Source organism: Exiguobacterium sp. KKBO11 (genome assembly GCF_001644945.1).
Taxonomy (GTDB): Bacteria; Bacillota; Bacilli; order Exiguobacteriales; family Exiguobacteriaceae; genus Exiguobacterium_A; species Exiguobacterium_A abrahamii.
The window spans coordinates 25,765-41,990 of the sequence record NZ_LUCU01000060.1 but is presented as its reverse complement, the minus strand read 5'-3'; the positions used below and the strand labels follow the sequence as shown (position 1 = coordinate 41,990).

Below are 16,226 nucleotides of genomic sequence, written 5' to 3'. Positions count from 1 at the left end.
ATTCCACTGCCTTCCCTCCGAAGAGTTCCGTCAGTTTCCTGCGCTCGACTTGCATGTATTAGGCACGCCGCCAGCGTTCGTCCTGAGCCAGGATCAAACTCTCCATGAAGTGTTTGACTTGCTCGTTGTGTGACCGAAGTCACGATTGACGAAGCTTGCGCTTCATTCGTTTTTGTATTCCGTAGAATACGATTTTTGCCTCATCGTTCAGTTTTCAAAGTTCGTCGTGTCGTTTTCAGCGACTTTAATATCTTAACAAGTTATCAACCCGATTGTCAACAACTTTTTTGATATTTATTTTTGTGTGTCACGACCATTCGCGGCACAAGAAGTAATATACCATGGCTTTTTGAATCGTACAAGCATTTTATTAGAAAAACATTTAAAAACTTTTATTTACCCGTTTTTCGACTCGTTTATCCCTGTGTTGACTTCAAAAAGAATGCTCCATTCCTTCTATACAGTATAGAAAGAACGGAGCTCCACTCATTAATTTTGTTGGTGACGCATCGTTGGGAAGAGTAATACATCACGAATCGATGGCGCATTCGTCAACAACATGACGAGACGATCGATCCCGATCCCAAGACCACCCGTTGGCGGCATACCGTACTCGAGTGCTTCAATGAAGTCTGTATCCATTTCATGTGCTTCGTCGTTTCCTGCTTCTTTTTCGACGAGTTGTGCTTCGAAACGTTCACGTTGATCGATTGGATCGTTCAATTCCGTGAAGGCATTCGCATGCTCACGACGGACGATGAATAATTCAAAGCGATCCGTAAAGCGTGGATCCTCTGGATTTTTCTTCGCAAGCGGTGATACTTCAACAGGATGACCATAGACGAATGTTGGTTGAACGAGTGTTTCTTCTACTTTTTGTTCGAAGAACTCATTCAAGATATGTCCCGTCGTCATGTGTGACTGAACTTCAACACCGTGTTCACGCGCTAGTTCGAGGGCACGTTCGTTTGAAATCTGTTCAAAGAAGTCAACACCTGTCGCTTCTTTAACGAGATCGACCATGTGTGCTCGTTTCCAACCGACAGATAGATCAATGACGTCTTCTCCGTAAGTGACTTGTGTCGTACCGAGTACTTCTTGTGCGACGTGAGCGATCAGATTCTCTGTTAAGTTCATGATGTCTTTATAATCCGCATACGCTTCATAGAGTTCGATCATCGTAAACTCTGGGTTATGGCGTGTTGAAATTCCTTCATTACGGAACACACGACCGATTTCGTAGACTTTCTCAAGTCCACCGACGATCAAACGTTTCAAATGGAGCTCGATCGCAATCCGCATGTAAAGCGTCATGTCGAGTGCATTATGATGCGTGATGAACGGACGAGCCGATGCTCCACCCGCAATCGTATGCAACATTGGTGTTTCGACTTCCAAGTATCCGAGGTTATCGAGATATTGACGAATTCCACGAATGACTTTACTCCGCGCGATGAATGTCTCACGTGATTCTTGGTTCGTAATAAGGTCGAGGTAACGCTGACGGTAGCGTTGCTCGATATCTTTTAATCCGTGATATTTATCCGGAAGCGGACGTAATGCTTTCGTTAATAACGTAAATGCTGTGACGTGAACAGAAAGTTCACCAACATTCGTCTTGAACACATATCCTTGAATTCCGACGATGTCGCCTAAGTCACATGTCTTATAGATCTCATACGCCTCTTCGCCGACGTCATCTTTACGGACATACAACTGAATTTGACCTTGCACATCCTGAACGTTCGTAAAGCCGACCTTCCCTTTACGACGTGTCGTCATGACACGCCCCGCGATGGCAACTTCCGGTTTCAGTTCAGCCAATTCTTCTTTTGTATGTTCACCAAATGATGCACGAATGCTCTCAGTATCCGTCGAACGTTCAAAACGTGCGCCGAATGGATCGAGACCTTGTTCACGCATGGCGTTCATCTTACCGAGACGCACCTGCATTTGATCGTTCATTTCCATATCCTGACTCACTGTCTTCACTCCTTTTAATAATGGTTCACGACGATTCTCTCGAATAAAAAGCTGTCGGAATGACCGACAGCCCTTTTAGAAAACCGATACGCTCATCTTCAATGCAACTAGCGTACCACAAAACGACTCTGTCCGACTATACTTTACCTGTTAGGCATATGCTACGTCTTCTTCGAGTGTCTGCAAGTACTGCTGTAACAGTTCGACGAGTCCTGCGTGTGTGTCGATATTGAATAACGCATTGCGAACGCGACCGTTCCCCTTCATTCCTTTTAAATACCAGGCAACATGTGTCCGCATTTCGCGTACGGCGAGTTCTTCTCCCTTTAGCGCGACTAGTCGTTTGGCGTGCAAGAGACAGATATCAATCTTCTCACGCGCCGTCGGTTCTACTGGAAGTGTTCCTGATTCGAGGTACTGGATCGTCTGATACAACATCCACGGGTTCCCGAGAGCGGCCCGTCCGATCATGACACCGTCGACGCCGATCTCATCAATCATCCGTTTTGCATCTTGTGGAGTCTGAACATCTCCATTTCCGATGATCGGGATGTTGACCGCTTTTTTCGCTTCGCCAATGATGTTCCAGTCTGCGACCCCTTCATACTTTTGCGAACGCGTCCGTCCGTGGATGGCAACGGCTTTCGCACCACCCGCTTCCGCCGCTTTGACATTATCAACACAATAGATGTGATGACTATCCCAGCCGGTCCGCATCTTGACCGTAACCGGTTTATCGATCGCTTGCGTCACCGCATGGACCATCTCGTACACCTTATCCGGGTCAAGCAACCATTTCGCTCCAGCATCGCTTTTCGTGACTTTCGGAACGGGACAGCCCATGTTGATATCAATGATGTCGGCATTCGTGTTCGCCTCGACATATCGCGCCGCTTGAACGAGTGTCTCTTTTGAACCCCCATAGATTTGAAGGCTCAGCGGTTTTTCCCGCTCATCTACGTACAGCATCTGAAGCGTTCGTTCGTTCTCGTACAAGATCCCTTTATCGCTGACCATCTCGGCACAAACGAGTCCCGCACCAAATTCCTTTGCAATTAACCGAAACGCCGGATTACAGACGCCTGCCATCGGTGCCAAGATGACTTGATTCTTCAGTTTGACATCGCCAATGTTAAATTCCATTATTGTTCCTCCGCTTCTAAAAGCCCACCTAACCGTTGTACACCGTTTCGTTCTGTCTCCGGTAACTGCTGATACAACTGCTCGACGCTTTGTCCCAGACCGGGTATGACGCATGTTGCTGCGAGTTCACGTAATGGTGCGAGGACGAATGCCCGCTCTTGCATCCGCGGATGCGGAACGGTTAATCCTTCGAGGTCAATGCGTTCTTCCTCATATAGCAAAATATCTAAGTCAAGCGTCCGTGGTCCATTTTTGAACAGGCGCTCGCGTCCTTCTAGCTGTTCAATTTCCTGCAGTCGCCCAAGTAAGACAGATGCCTCATCCGTCGTTTGGATTGCGACGACCATATTATAGAATAAATCCTGCTCGAGATACCCGACAGGTACAGTCTCATAAATGGAAGAGGCCTTCACATCATGAACGGACGGTAATGCTCTCAGTCGAGCAATCGCTGCTCTTAAGTGAGCCGCTTTATCGCCGATGTTCGAGCCGAGTGCAATGTAAGCTTCCTTCATGCATAGTCCTCCCGAAGGCGATTGATCTCGACCGCCACATGTTCATAATGACCGGCAATCGGCGGATCCGGTTTGATGACCTTGATCGACGCTTCTTGAATTCGTTCGTCTAACGCAAATACTGCTTTTGCAATACGGTCCGCCAAGGCTTCGACGAGTTGGAGCGGTTCTCCTTCGACGACACGTTTCGTCGCTTCATACAATTCGGCGTAATTGATACTTTTCGTCAAATCATCCGTCCGACCGGCTTCTGCCAATGCAAGTCCGATCGATAAGTCGACATTAAAGCGTTGACCGAGTTTTGTCTCTTCTGCGAATACACCGTGGTACCCATAAAAACGCATTCCTGTTACATGAATTCGATCCACCGTTATTCCCCCTTCGTCGCAGCCAACATGATGTCCATCATCTGCGCTGCCCGTTTGACTTCTTTGACGTCATGCACACGCATCCAGTCACATCCTTGTTGAATCCCGTAGCAAACCGTCGCAATCGTTCCTTCGAGTCGTTCTTCTGTCGGTAATCCGAGCGCAAGTCCGATCATCGATTTACGGGACGTTCCGAGTAAAACCGGATACCCGAAGTCCGTTACGATCGATAGATGACGCATCAGGTACAAGTTCTCTTCATGCGTCTTCATGAATCCAATCCCAGGGTCGAGCCAAATGTGCTCTTCCGCTACGCCTGCCTGTTTTGCTAACCGAATCGATTCCTCAAGGTCAGCCCGGACTTCTGCAAGCATATCTGTCCCATGCGCCGTCTCCCGGTTATGCATCAAAATGATGGGTACTTTATACTGCGCAGCAACGTTGACCATCGAACGATCGCCCCACTTCGAGCCCCAAACATCGTTGATGATATCTGCTCCCGCTTGAATAGCAGCCTCTGCGACGACCGGTTTGTACGTATCAATCGATACGAGGACGTTCAGCTCTCGTTTGATGCGCTTGATGATCGGTAAAACACGGGCGAGTTCTTCTTCGACTGATACGAATGCTGCACCCGGTCGTGTTGATTCTCCACCGACATCGATCGCATCTGCTCCATCCGCGACGAGCTGACGCGCTTGCCGCATCGCTTGCTCGACATCGACATATTGTCCACCGTCCGAAAAGGAGTCCGGTGTCACGTTCAAGATACCCATGATGTAAGTCATCGTTGTTCTCTCCTTGTCGTCACCTGTTCGACGGATTGATCGAACAGCGTCATGATTTGTGCATATCCTGTTCCGTTGATTCCAGGGAAAGGGCGTCCGTCAAGTGACGAAATCGCGACCGCTTCCTGAACGGAATTCGTATAGATGATCTCATCTGCTTCTTCGAGCTGCGGTAAATAAGCCAAGCGTTCTTCGACCGGTACATGTTGCATGAGGAACTGACGGGTAATCCCGTTCAGTGCACCGGTTTCAAGCGGTGACGTATACCATGTACTTCCGTAACGCCAAAAGATGTTTGACGTAATGCCCTCACAGACATGACCTTCCTTCGTTAAAAACAGCCCTTCTGCTTCCGGATTGAACAATTGGCGTTTCGCCACTAGATTGTTCATGTAATGATGTGACTTCAAGCGGTATGTCGTCTCCGGTGTACTGCGCGGTAAACGAATCGTCTCGAGTGCACGTTCCGCCTGTTTTCGCGGAGCGATCGGTTTCGCATAGATCAACACGGTCGGCGTGTCGTAAGGATCGATCGATAACCCGATCTCGCGTGGACCGGCCGAGACATTCAACCGAATGTATAAATCGTTCGCCTCATATGCTTCATACAAATCTTGGATTGCTTGCCATAAGGTTTCCCGGTCATATGCTAGCTGGATTCCGAGTGCGACACAACTCATCCGTAAGCGTTCAATATGATCATCGAACAAAAACGGATGTCCGTTATATGTCCGAAACGTCTCGAATACACCCATCCCGTAGACGAATCCGTGATCGAGCGGGGAGATGCGTACTTCTTCTTCTCGTTTAATGGTTCCGTCATGCCAGAGATACATAATGCGTCAACTCCAAGAAATTTTTTAACATCTGCTTACCGTCTCGCGTCAAAATCGCTTCCGGATGGAACTGGACACCGAGAATCGGCAACGTCCGGTGACGGAGTGCCATGATCTCTCCACCGGCTTCCGCCGTCACTTCGAGCACTTCCGGGAATGTCTCGCGTTCAACGACGAGCGAGTGATAACGTGTCACCGGCGTCGCTTGTGGGATCCGTTCAAAGATGCCTTGTCCGTCATGCGTCAGTGGCGAGACTTTTCCGTGCATCAATTCCTTCGCGCGGACGACTTTACCACCGAATACTTGTCCAATCGCTTGATGACCTAAGCAGACCCCTAGTATCGGCACCTTCCCAGCAAAATAAGCAATCGCTTCTAAACTGATCCCCGCTTCATTCGGCGTACAGGGGCCCGGTGAGATGACCAGATGATCCGGTTGCAACGCTTCGATTTCCGCAAGCGTAATCGCGTCGTTGCGAAATACCCGGATGTCTTGTCCAAGTTCGCCAAAATACTGGACTAAGTTATACGTAAAGGAATCATAGTTATCAATCAATACAATCATTGCGTTCCCTCCGCTGTTTCTTTGGTCACCCATAACGCTTTGGCTTTACTAAGTGACTCTTCGTATTCACGTGCTGCGTCCGAGTCCGTGACGACTCCAGCACCTGCTTGGACATATGCCATCCCGTCTTTTGCGACGAGTGTCCGGATCAAGATGTTGAAAATGACATCATCCGCCCAACTGATGAAGCCAAGCGACCCAGTATAGATACCGCGCCGGACCGGTTCCAGTTCTTCAATGATTTCCATCGTCCGGATTTTTGGTGCGCCAGTGATCGTACCACCTGGGAACATCGCAGCGAGCACCTGACTCCCAGAGTGTTCCGGAGCTACTTCCCCTCTGACGTTTGAGACGATGTGTTGTACGTGCGAGTATTTCTCGATCACCATCAGCTCATCGACATGAACCGTACCATAACGACTGACGCGCCCTAAATCATTTCGCTCTAAATCAACGAGCATCACATGCTCTGCCCGTTCTTTTTCATTATCGAGTAAGGTTTTCGCAAGTCGTAAATCCTCCGCTTCATCCTTCCCGCGCGGTCGTGTTCCGGCAATCGGACGTGTGGCTAACGCATCGCCGATTTTTTCGACGAGCAACTCGGGTGAGGCGGACACGAGTGTTAAATCTTCATCCGCAAAGTAACCCATGTATGGAGAAGGATTGACTTGTCGTAATACATCATACAAATGTTCCGCTGTCGTCCCAAGCGGTTCTTGTTGGCGGACGGACAAATTAACTTGGAAAACGTCACCGTCCTCAATATAGGATTTAATCCGGTGTGCCGCTGTCATGAACGCTTCCTGCCCGAAAGCCCGTTCTCGCTCACCTGATGAACCAGTCGCTGTAAATTGAGGTGCATCCGTCTCGATGCACCAACGCGCGACTTCCGTTTCAAGAACTCGCTCTGCTTCTTCTGCTGTGTCTCGTGTCACGGCAATGAACAACTGCTTCGTTTCCTCATCAAACACGGCGACTTCATCGTACCAGTAAAATGACAGATCGGGTGTTTGCAGATCATCCGTCGCTCGCTCCGGTAGTTTTTCTAAATAACGGACGGCATCATAACTGACGTATCCGGCAAACCCACCAAAGAATGGTGGCATTCCATCCGGTCGGATCGATTCACGGTCGACGCGGAGCTGTTCGAGTACATCAAACGGATTCGCCGTCGATGTCTCGACTTTTCCATCTGTCTCAATCGTCGTCGTTCCGTCTTTTGTCCGGACGTATCCGACAGGACGAGTCGCCGCCATCGTATACCGGCCGATTCGACCGCTTTCGAGCCAGACGTGTCCCGTTGTGCCATTCGTCTGTTCAACATATCGATTGTAGAATTGTTCTTTCGTCCATGGTACTGCTTTGTATTTCGTCTGTCGCATACGCGTCCCTCACTTCACACTATTCTGCTCTCATTATACGCAAAAAAGTACACGGAAGCCGAATGACTTCCGTGTACGTCCAGTTGATTACTTCGATTGGTCTGCTTCTTCCGCGATTTGATACAGCGGTGTACTTAAGTACCGCTCTCCATTCGAAGGAATGATTGCGAGAACGTTTTTCCCTTTACCGAGACGTTTCGCTGTCTTGAGCGCCGCTGCAATCGCAGCACCTGACGAGATACCACCTAAGACACCATTCGTCTTCGCTGCTCGGCGTGCGTGATCGAATGCTTCTTCCGTCGTGATTTGCTCGACACCATCATAAATCTCTGTATCGAGAATCGACGGCACGAATCCAGCACCGATTCCTTGCAGTTTGTGCGGTCCCGGTTTACCACCTGATAAGACCGGTGAATCCGTTGGTTCGACGGCAATGATTTCAATACCTTGGAAAGCATCACGTAACACTTTACCAGCACCGGTGATCGTTCCACCCGTTCCAATTCCCGCGATGAACGCATCGAGTTGCATGCCTTCGAACGCTTCGACGATTTCAGGACCTGTCGTTTTTTCATGAACGACTGGATTGGCACCGTTATTGAATTGTTGTGGCATGAAGTAACCGTGTTCTTCTGCTTCCGCTGTCGCGCGAGCGATCGCACCCTTCATTCCTTCAGGTCCCGGTGTCAAAATCAATTCTGCACCATAGGCGCGGAGCAACGTCCGGCGCTCCATGCTCATCGTTTCCGGCATGACGAGGATGGCGCGATATCCTTTCGCCGAAGCGACCATCGCTAGTCCGATACCTGTGTTCCCACTCGTCGGCTCGATGATCGTGTCTCCTTCTTTAAGTTGACCCGTTTCTTCTGCGGCCTCAATCATAGATAGCGCGATCCGGTCTTTTACGCTTGATCCAGGGTTCATGTACTCCAATTTCAGATACACATCTGCATCCTCAGGACCCGTTAGATGATGTAACTTGACGATCGGGGTGCGACCGACTAAATCTAATACTGAATTCGCAATACGCATGACCATTCCTCCTCATTAGTGAACCGCTTGAATTCCAAGTAATCCGATAAACTAATTATCAGCGGATTGGATGAAATCTGTCAATCAAAGCGTTTGACTTCCGGCTTTTTTCCATCCTTCGTCTGGCGTTCGACCGCTTCTTGAATCAAACGATCAATCGTCTGTTTTTCCTGTTCCGTTCGCATCGTCTGATAGACCATCGCGCGCGTGATTTTCTCATCACCGACTTCGGCGACGACATCCTCGAGCGGACCACCGATGCTGTCTTGAACGATTTTAGGAGAATCGACCTTTGGGAGCTCACCCATGAAGGCGTAAGCACCGGTCATGAAATTCGTCAACATTAAGATGAAGATCAACATCCACAAGTACTTAGGTTGTACATTCCCCATATTAGATCCCTCTTATGCTCTTTCGAGTGATTTTTCGCGAAGTTCCTCTAATTCTGGAACATCATAGTGATAATGCTCTGAACAGAAGTGACAAACGGCTTCCGCACCACCATCTTCATCAATCATCGCTTGAATCTCATCTGGTCCAAGAGCGATGATCGCTGTCGCTAATTTGTCACGGTCACACGTACATTCGAATGATACTGGAATCGTATCAAGATGTTCGTAGTCACCGAGAACGAGTTCTAACATTTCTTCTGGTGTTTTTTCCTCACCGACGAGAATCGAGATCGGTTTTAGGGCTCCAACACGTTTTTCGAGTGCTACAATCGTCTCTTCCGATGCACCTGGCATCAATTGAACGATCAAGCCACCTGCTGCGATGACTGATTCGTCTTCTGGATAAACGAGAACGCCAGCCCCAACGACCGATGGGCTTTGTTCCGATACAGCGAAGTAATACGTGAAGTCTTCGCTGATCTCACCTGTTTGAATCGGCGATTGACCACCGACGAAGTCACGCAACCCGAGGTCTTTGATGACAGAGATGTTTCCGCGACCGACCGCTTCACCGACTTTTAGTTTCGTCAGACCATCTGCATTGACATACGTATCCATCTCGACGCGGGGACGACTCACATATCCACGTACGACACCTTTTGCGTCGGCATCGACGATGATTTTCCCAATCGGTCCATCGCCTTCGACTTTTAATGTGACACGTGTATCGCCTTTTTGCATCGTACCCATCATTGCACCGATCGTCAGTGTCCGACCGAGCGCTGCTGTGACGACAGGTGTCGTCTGGTGGCGCAGTTGTGCTTCATAGACCGTCTTCGTCGAACGGATTGCAAACGCACGGACTTCTCCATTGAAGCCTAACGCCCGTACTAAATAGTCATCTTTTAATTGTGCTAATAATTCTTCACGTTTCATCTTGATTCCCTCACTTATTTCGTTCGTAGATAATCCGTAATCCATCTAACGTCAAGAATGGATCGACGACCTCAATCATCGTGGATTCCTCGCTGATTAATCGGGCTAAGCCGCCGGTCGCAATGACCTTCGCTTCTCCCATTTCTTCTTTCATCCGGTGAACGAGTCCGTCCACCTGTGCCACATATCCGAAATAGGTCCCCGACTGCATCGCATGGATCGTATTCCGTCCGATGGCTGACTGCGGTTTCGCGATTTCGATTCGCGGCAATTTTGCTGCCTTATTATAGAGTGCCTCGGTTGCAACCATCACACCGGGTGAGATGATGCCGCCGTAATACCGTTTTTGTGCATCGATGTAACAATACGTCGTCGCTGTTCCGAAATCGACGATGATCATCGGTCCCTCGTATTTCGCCGTCGCCGCTACTGCGTTGACGATTCGATCGGCTCCCACTTCCCGTGGATTATCGACTTTTAAATCCAGTCCTGTCTTGATTCCTGGTCCAATCAAGAACGGACGGCGTTTAAAGTAACGCACACACATATTTTCTAGTGGAAACACGACGGGGGGTACGACAGATGATAACACGATTCCCTCGATTTCTTCCACGTTTAGCTCTGCGTCACGGAACAACGCTTTGACGAGCATACCGTATTCGTCCGTCGTCCGTGTCCGGTCTGTCGCAATCCGCCAATGCTCAATCAACTCTTGTCCCTGATAGACACCTAAGACGATATTCGTATTTCCGACATCGATGACTAAAATCATTTGCTTATTTCCCCGCTTCTTCTCGATTTTCATGCTTCTATATTCCGTTGTTTCACGATCGGAATAATATACGTTGTGATTATACCATGCTCATATGGTCACACCTACCGATGTGTATTCGCTCGGTCTGCCACAAAAAAGAACGGATTCGATGCGAGATCGAATCCGTTCCATCCGTTTACACTTGATCGTCGCGACGCGGCGTGTCTGGTGTATCCGTATCTACATTTTTCCCTTCGTCAACGACTGAACCCATTTGCGTTGGAGACTGCGTCGGTTGATCAACAGTTGCATCTGTCGATTCCGGTGCTTTCTCTTCTGCTTTTGGAGTCGTTGCTTCTGGTTCATGTTTTTTGTATTCGCCCGTCTCTAGGAGATGGTGAATTTGTTTTTGATCAAGTGTTTCGACTTCAAGCAACGTCGTTGCAATCAAGTCGAGCTGATCGCGCTTCTCAGTCAGGATATCTTTCGCTTTTTGGTAACAGCGGTTGATGATCGCTTGGATTTCCGTATCGATCTCGTGTGCGATTGCATCCGAGTAGTTCTGTTCGTTTTGGAAATCACGTCCGAGGAAGACGTTGCCACTTTGACCTGATCCAAATTGAAGTGGTCCGAGTTTTTCACTCATCCCGAACTCCATGACCATTTTCCGTGCAAGACCTGTCGCACGCTGGAAGTCATTGCTTGCCCCAGTCGAGACTTCTCCGAAGACGATATCCTCTGCGACACGACCACCGAGCAATCCAGTAATCTTATCTTCGAGTTCCGGCTTCGTCATGAAGTAACGATCTTCTTTTGGCAACATGACGACATATCCACCCGCGTTACCACGAGGAACAATCGTTACTTTGTGTACTTCATCCGCATCGTCGAGCGTGACACCAATGATCGTATGTCCTGCTTCGTGCCATGCGACAATCTTTTTCTCTTTCGGCGAGATGATCCGGCTCTTCTTCGCTGGTCCTGCGATGACACGGTCAATCGCTTCTTCGAGATCAACGATCGAGACTTTATCACGGTCTGAACGTGCTGCAACAAGTGCTGCTTCATTCAGAAGGTTCTCAAGATCCGCACCTGAGAATCCAGGTGTCCGCTGTGCGATAGCTTTCAAATCAACCGTTGAATCAAGCGGTTTGTTCCGCGCGTGAACTTTCAAGACTGCTTCACGACCGACGACATCTGGACGATCAACCGTGATTTGACGGTCAAAACGACCTGGACGGAGTAAGGCTGGGTCAAGAATATCAGCACGGTTCGTTGCTGCGATCATGATGATACCTTCGTTTTCACTGAATCCATCCATCTCGACGAGAAGTTGGTTCAATGTCTGCTCACGCTCATCATGTCCACCACCGAGACCTGCGCCCCGTTGACGACCGACAGCATCGATTTCATCGATGAAGATGATACATGGTGCGTTTTTCTTCGCGTTTTCGAACAAGTCACGGACACGTGATGCCCCGACACCGACGAACATCTCAACGAAGTCAGAACCTGAAATCGAGAAGAATGGTACGCCAGCTTCACCAGCTGCAGCACGTGCGAGCAACGTCTTACCTGTACCTGGAGGACCTACGAGGAGGACCCCTTTCGGAATACGGGCACCGAGTTTCGCGAATTTACGCGGATCTTTCAAGAATTCAACGACTTCGACGAGTTCTTGTTTCTCTTCGTCTGCGCCGGCTACATCATCAAACGTGATCTTTTTCTTCTCTGTATCATAGAGGCGTGCCTTCGATTTCCCGAAGTTCATGACGCGACCGCCACCACCGCCACCTTGTGCTTGATTAATCAAGAAGAAGAAGAGGATGAAGATGATGATGAATGGAACGATCGTCGTCAATAACGCGATCCAACCACCATTCGTTTCTGCTGCCTTGAAGTCCAATTTGACTCCTTGGCTTCTGAGTTGCGTATAGAGATCCGTTAGTTCCGTATCAACAGCCGGTACGACCGTCTCATACGTCGAATCTTTTTCACGCAAATCTCCTGTCACATTATACGTCTGCCCTTCATATTGGAAGGTAGCCGTCTTGATTTCACCTTTTTCAACAGACTCGACAAACTGTGTGTAATTGATTTCTTTGCTTTTGTTCACTGGACTCTGCAAGTATTGCAGAAACAAGATCAAAGCTAGAAAAATGACCCCAAACACGAGGGTATTCTTCACTGCTCGGTTCATCTTATGCCTCCTCTCCGCATCCATCTCGTTTTTCTAGTGGATGAATACGAATCCTGGCGCGACAGGGCGCGCTTTGTAATTGGTTTCATCTTATCATGGGACAGACGAGATTAAAAATAATTAGCCGCCGTAGACTGCAGGTTTCAAGACACCTACATACGGAAGGTTACGGTATTTCTCTTCGTAATCCAGACCATAACCGACGACGAATTCGTGTGGAATGACGAAGCCACTGTAATCTGCGTGCAAGTCATTCTTCCGTCCTGTTGGTTTGTCGAGCAACGTCACGATCTTAACGGACTTCGCTTTCCGGTACTTGAAGAGGTCGACGAGGTAGCCAAGCGTCAATCCGCTGTCGATGATATCTTCGACAATCAAGATGTCGCGTCCTTCTACCGATGTGTTCAAATCTTTTTCAATCTTGACTTCACCTGTTGATGTTGTCCCACCGTGATACGTTGAAACGTCCATGAAGTCCATTTCAAGGTGCATATCCATCTTTTTCACAAGATCAGACATGAAAGGCATTGCGCCTTTTAAGACACACACAAGCAACGGAAAACGATCGTGATAATCCGCTGTCAATTCGCCGGCGAGTTCGCCCACTTTATTTTGGATCTCTTCTTCTGAAATCAGTACTTTTTCCATATCGTTCATCAAGGTCATGCTAGGTATTCCTCCTCCATAATAAACACTACATTACCATTCTATCATTAAATAAGATTTTGCGAGGAGTTCAAATGACCCGAATATTGCAATTCGATGTCCAATGACGGCTAAAATCACTCCATTTGCATCGACGACGACCGGAACCTGTTCTCGGAGATAACGTGGAACCTTAGCATCAATCAGAATTCGACTGACTTTTTTCGAACCCACAGCAAGCTGAATCCGATCTCCTGGACGTGGCGGACGCACCGTCAACGGGAACGTAATCGCGTCCAGCGGGATACCTTGGTTTCCGATTGAGAAGCGAACCATTTGTTCACCATAATGATACGTTCCCAAATTCTCCCCTACTTGAAACGGTAAATCGTCATTCATTGACCGTATCACACGATCCTGCATCAAAAAGCCATATGCACGTCGCATCCTCCAGTTTCCATAATACACTTCGTCCGAGCCCTTATCCACCCGAAGCCACATGATGAAGTGACGAATCGTTTCTGAAGAAAACGTTTCTTTCGTTAGTGTCGGCAAGACAAGCCGCTGTAAATCCGTCGGTAATTCTAAAATACGTGCTACCGGAATTCCGTTTGCTTCCTTGCACCGGTCGAGATAGGTCGCGACGAATGTCGCCTGCTCACGCATAATTTGCTGTCGCGCATGTGCTGCCGCTGCTGTTGCTTGTTCAAACTCTGGCCGCATTTCTCGAAGTGGCGGCACAATCGTATGCCGGATTTGATTACGCAAATAAGTAGTTTCTGCATTTGACGCATCTTCTCGCCACGGAACTTCATGTTGCAACGCATACTCGCGTAATGTTTGCTTCGATTCATGTAGCAACGGGCGATGCAACCAACCGTTACCAAACGGACGAACGACGGGAATACCATCAACCTGCGCTTCTCCACGAATGAGCTGAATGAGTAGCGTCTCAATTTGATCGTCTTGATGATGGGCGAGAATCAGACGCGAGCGCCCGGTCTCTTCCATGATTCGTTCAAAAAACGCATATCTCTCTTCGCGACAAGCTGCTTGAGAGCTCGTACGTCCTATCCATTCTAAACGCGTCATGAAAAAAGATATCTTTCGGGCCGTTGCCCACTCCTTAATAAAGCGTGCTTCTTCGTCGGACGCCTCTCGTAATCCATGATGCACATGCGCAATCGCGATATCGTAACCTTCTTTGTACAACCGATCGACGAGTACCATCGAATCACAACCTCCCGACACACCTACTAAAAGTGGTTCGAACGGCACACCTTCCATAACGACTTCACCCCTTTCCATCAAAACCTAAAAAAAGCTATCTCTATATAATAGAGATAGCTTTTGAGAATGACCCGTACGGGATTCGAACCCGTGTTACCGCCGTGAAAGGGCGGTGTCTTAACCGCTTGACCAACGGGCCAAAAAAAATATGGTAGCGGCGGAGGGAGTCGAACCCACGACCTCACGGGTATGAACCGTACGCTCTAGCCAGCTGAGCTACACCGCCATATTTTTAACTCGTGCGTCTTAAGCACATTTTCTATAATACGGGCAGGTCAAATGAAAGTCAACGCTTTTTCTAAAAATAATTTCAAAAAAATAAAAGATGGAATGAACGGCGTCATTCCATCTCTATTCTTATAAAGAACAGGTCAGCAAGTTATTGACGTTTTGCGCCGCGTCCGCCACGTTTTGAATCCGTTTGACGTTTCAATGTAGCAAGACGATCTTCACTATCTTTCAGGAAACTAGACATCAGCGTATCGAACGATTGTTCTTTGCGCGGTGGTGGTGTACCACGGCCGCCTTTGTTGAAGCCTCCACGGTTACCGCCTCCACGTGGTCCTTTGTTATCGAACGAACGTGGTCCACGATCTTGTCCTGCTGGACGTGGTCCACGGTCGAACTGACGTGCAGGACGAGGACGTTCGCCTTCTGGACGATCGACGGCTTTTTTGATGGAAAGACCGATCTTACCATCGTTTTCAACACTTAAGACTTTGACGGTGATTTCTTGACCAACCGTCAACACATCATTGATGTCTTTAACGTAAGAATCTGCCACTTCACTGATGTGAACAAGACCAGTTTTCCCTGTTGGTAACTCAACGAACGCTCCGAAATTCGTGATGCCTGTTACTTTCCCTTGCACTTTGCTGCCTACTTCAATCGACATAAATTGTATTGCTCCTTTTTAGTTGATTCGTTTCTTATTATACGAGTGATTCATTCTTTTTTCAATCAATCGGCAACCTTCAATTAGTCTTCCGGTGAAAAGTAGAAGATCGTTTCCCCTTTTTTCGAATAGAGCAACTCGCTCCGAGCTAAGTTCGCTACATACTCTTTATCATTGAGACGATTGATTTCTTCCTTCAGACGGGCGGTCTCTTTTTTTGCTTTCGTCTGCTCCTGTTCAGCGACTTGAAACGACTGTTTTTGTTCAGCGATCAATTGTCGTTTTTCCATGTATGACCACCCCATGAGGGAAAAGATGAGCAAAAAGACGGTCAGACACAAGAAAAAGCGATTTTTGAGGCGTCGACGGTTTTCGATGGCATTCTGACTCAACTGCTTCTTACGGTCATTGAGCGGCTTGATCTTTGGCGCTGGACGCCCTGATTCGAGCGGTGTTGGCATATCATCCCTCCTCTTTCTGAGTGGTCATCCCTGACACTCTT

The 16,226-nt window shown here is 48.4% G+C and carries 17 protein-coding genes, 2 tRNA genes and 1 rRNA gene; all 20 read right to left on the bottom strand.

The features are described 5' to 3' along the window. Nucleotides 1–109, bottom strand: a 16S ribosomal RNA gene (locus AYO36_RS16575); the annotation flags it as partial. A gap of 380 nt (nucleotides 110–489) precedes the next feature. Then, on the bottom strand, nucleotides 490–1,971 hold the full coding sequence (lysS, locus tag AYO36_RS16570; protein ID WP_156501879.1) for a lysine--tRNA ligase: 1,482 nt from the start codon (nucleotides 1,969–1,971) through the stop codon (nucleotides 490–492). A 162-nt stretch (nucleotides 1,972–2,133) separates the two neighbouring features. Beyond that, nucleotides 2,134–3,126, bottom strand: coding sequence for a tRNA dihydrouridine synthase DusB (gene dusB, locus AYO36_RS16565; protein ID WP_064301058.1), 993 nt, complete (start codon nucleotides 3,124–3,126; stop codon nucleotides 2,134–2,136). Beyond that, the gene (gene folK / locus AYO36_RS16560; protein ID WP_064301057.1) at nucleotides 3,126–3,641 is read right to left on the bottom strand and encodes a 2-amino-4-hydroxy-6-hydroxymethyldihydropteridine diphosphokinase; all 516 of its coding nucleotides are present in this window, start codon (nucleotides 3,639–3,641) and stop codon (nucleotides 3,126–3,128) included. Before folK ends, dusB begins: the two co-directional genes overlap by 1 nt. Further along, the gene (gene folB, locus AYO36_RS16555) at nucleotides 3,638–4,009 is read right to left on the bottom strand and encodes a dihydroneopterin aldolase (RefSeq protein WP_064301056.1); all 372 of its coding nucleotides are present in this window, start codon (nucleotides 4,007–4,009) and stop codon (nucleotides 3,638–3,640) included. The genes folK and folB overlap by 4 nt, the downstream gene beginning before the upstream one ends. Nucleotides 4,010–4,011: 2 nt before the next feature. Beyond that, the gene (folP, locus tag AYO36_RS16550; RefSeq protein WP_064301055.1) at nucleotides 4,012–4,797 is read right to left on the bottom strand and encodes a dihydropteroate synthase; all 786 of its coding nucleotides are present in this window, start codon (nucleotides 4,795–4,797) and stop codon (nucleotides 4,012–4,014) included. Then, nucleotides 4,794–5,633, bottom strand: coding sequence for an aminotransferase class IV (locus AYO36_RS16545; RefSeq protein ID WP_064301054.1), 840 nt, complete (start codon nucleotides 5,631–5,633; stop codon nucleotides 4,794–4,796). Before AYO36_RS16545 ends, folP begins: the two co-directional genes overlap by 4 nt. Next, a complete protein-coding gene (locus tag AYO36_RS16540) occupies nucleotides 5,617–6,198 on the bottom strand; it encodes an anthranilate synthase component II (RefSeq protein WP_029343065.1) in 582 nt (193 codons plus the stop codon). Before AYO36_RS16540 ends, AYO36_RS16545 begins: the two co-directional genes overlap by 17 nt. After that, entirely contained in the window at nucleotides 6,195–7,580 is a 1,386-nt protein-coding gene (locus AYO36_RS16535; protein ID WP_064301053.1) for an anthranilate synthase component I family protein, read from the bottom strand. The genes AYO36_RS16540 and AYO36_RS16535 overlap by 4 nt, the downstream gene beginning before the upstream one ends. Before the next feature lie 87 nt (nucleotides 7,581–7,667). After that, nucleotides 7,668–8,612 (bottom strand): cysteine synthase A, encoded by a 945-nt coding sequence (gene cysK, locus AYO36_RS16530; RefSeq protein ID WP_064301052.1) that lies wholly within the window; start codon nucleotides 8,610–8,612, stop codon nucleotides 7,668–7,670. An 80-nt stretch (nucleotides 8,613–8,692) separates the two neighbouring features. Continuing rightward, complete coding sequence (locus tag AYO36_RS16525; protein WP_023466564.1) at nucleotides 8,693–9,004, bottom strand: SurA N-terminal domain-containing protein; 312 nt, start codon at nucleotides 9,002–9,004, stop codon at nucleotides 8,693–8,695. A 12-nt stretch (nucleotides 9,005–9,016) separates the two neighbouring features. After that, nucleotides 9,017–9,940, bottom strand: a complete 924-nt coding sequence (gene hslO / locus AYO36_RS16520; protein ID WP_058266108.1) for an Hsp33 family molecular chaperone HslO — start codon at nucleotides 9,938–9,940, stop codon at nucleotides 9,017–9,019. 10 nt (nucleotides 9,941–9,950) lie between these two features. After that, complete coding sequence (locus AYO36_RS16515) at nucleotides 9,951–10,712, bottom strand: type III pantothenate kinase (protein ID WP_029343061.1); 762 nt, start codon at nucleotides 10,710–10,712, stop codon at nucleotides 9,951–9,953. A 178-nt stretch (nucleotides 10,713–10,890) separates the two neighbouring features. Continuing rightward, nucleotides 10,891–12,894: an ATP-dependent zinc metalloprotease FtsH gene (gene ftsH / locus AYO36_RS16510; protein WP_050677371.1), complete on the bottom strand. Its 2,004-nt coding sequence runs from the start codon at nucleotides 12,892–12,894 to the stop codon at nucleotides 10,891–10,893. A 120-nt stretch (nucleotides 12,895–13,014) separates the two neighbouring features. Further along, nucleotides 13,015–13,560, bottom strand: coding sequence for a hypoxanthine phosphoribosyltransferase (gene hpt / locus AYO36_RS16505; protein WP_023466560.1), 546 nt, complete (start codon nucleotides 13,558–13,560; stop codon nucleotides 13,015–13,017). Nucleotides 13,561–13,593: 33 nt separating this feature from the next. Then, on the bottom strand, nucleotides 13,594–14,826 hold the full coding sequence (tilS, locus tag AYO36_RS16500; RefSeq protein WP_064301051.1) for a tRNA lysidine(34) synthetase TilS: 1,233 nt from the start codon (nucleotides 14,824–14,826) through the stop codon (nucleotides 13,594–13,596). A gap of 70 nt (nucleotides 14,827–14,896) precedes the next feature. After that, nucleotides 14,897–14,968: transfer RNA gene (locus AYO36_RS16495), tRNA-Glu, on the bottom strand. A gap of 10 nt (nucleotides 14,969–14,978) precedes the next feature. After that, nucleotides 14,979–15,055, bottom strand: a tRNA-Met gene (locus AYO36_RS16490). Between the two features lie 153 nt (nucleotides 15,056–15,208). Further along, nucleotides 15,209–15,724 carry a S1 domain-containing RNA-binding protein gene (locus AYO36_RS16485; protein WP_023466558.1) on the bottom strand — a complete coding sequence of 172 codons (516 nt, stop codon included), beginning with the start codon at nucleotides 15,722–15,724 and terminating at the stop codon, nucleotides 15,209–15,211. Between the two features lie 83 nt (nucleotides 15,725–15,807). Continuing rightward, nucleotides 15,808–16,185 carry an FtsB family cell division protein gene (locus AYO36_RS16480; protein WP_023466557.1) on the bottom strand — a complete coding sequence of 126 codons (378 nt, stop codon included), beginning with the start codon at nucleotides 16,183–16,185 and terminating at the stop codon, nucleotides 15,808–15,810. Nucleotides 16,186–16,226: the final 41 nt, after the last annotated feature.

Bases quoted from the DNA above. Each gene is read 5' to 3' on its own strand.
- AYO36_RS16485 (WP_023466558.1), bottom strand. From the start codon at position 15,724: ATGTCGATTGAAGTAGGCAGCAAAGTGCAAGGGAAAGTAACAGGCATC.
- hslO (WP_058266108.1), bottom strand. From the start codon at position 9,940: ATGAAACGTGAAGAATTATTAGCACAATTAAAAGATGACTATTTAGTA.
- lysS (WP_156501879.1), bottom strand. From the start codon at position 1,971: ATGGAAATGAACGATCAAATGCAGGTGCGTCTCGGTAAGATGAACGCC.
- tilS (WP_064301051.1), bottom strand. From the start codon at position 14,826: ATGGAAGGTGTGCCGTTCGAACCACTTTTAGTAGGTGTGTCGGGAGGT.
- AYO36_RS16545 (WP_064301054.1), bottom strand. From the start codon at position 5,633: ATGTATCTCTGGCATGACGGAACCATTAAACGAGAAGAAGAAGTACGC.
- folK (WP_064301057.1), bottom strand. From the start codon at position 3,641: ATGAAGGAAGCTTACATTGCACTCGGCTCGAACATCGGCGATAAAGCG.
- ftsH (WP_050677371.1), bottom strand. From the start codon at position 12,894: ATGAACCGAGCAGTGAAGAATACCCTCGTGTTTGGGGTCATTTTTCTA.
- AYO36_RS16515 (WP_029343061.1), bottom strand. From the start codon at position 10,712: ATGATTTTAGTCATCGATGTCGGAAATACGAATATCGTCTTAGGTGTC.
- cysK (WP_064301052.1), bottom strand. From the start codon at position 8,612: ATGCGTATTGCGAATTCAGTATTAGATTTAGTCGGTCGCACCCCGATC.
- AYO36_RS16480 (WP_023466557.1), bottom strand. From the start codon at position 16,185: ATGCCAACACCGCTCGAATCAGGGCGTCCAGCGCCAAAGATCAAGCCG.
- hpt (WP_023466560.1), bottom strand. From the start codon at position 13,560: ATGACCTTGATGAACGATATGGAAAAAGTACTGATTTCAGAAGAAGAG.
- folP (WP_064301055.1), bottom strand. From the start codon at position 4,797: ATGACTTACATCATGGGTATCTTGAACGTGACACCGGACTCCTTTTCG.
- AYO36_RS16535 (WP_064301053.1), bottom strand. From the start codon at position 7,580: ATGCGACAGACGAAATACAAAGCAGTACCATGGACGAAAGAACAATTC.
- AYO36_RS16540 (WP_029343065.1), bottom strand. From the start codon at position 6,198: ATGATTGTATTGATTGATAACTATGATTCCTTTACGTATAACTTAGTC.
- dusB (WP_064301058.1), bottom strand. From the start codon at position 3,126: ATGGAATTTAACATTGGCGATGTCAAACTGAAGAATCAAGTCATCTTG.
- AYO36_RS16525 (WP_023466564.1), bottom strand. From the start codon at position 9,004: ATGGGGAATGTACAACCTAAGTACTTGTGGATGTTGATCTTCATCTTA.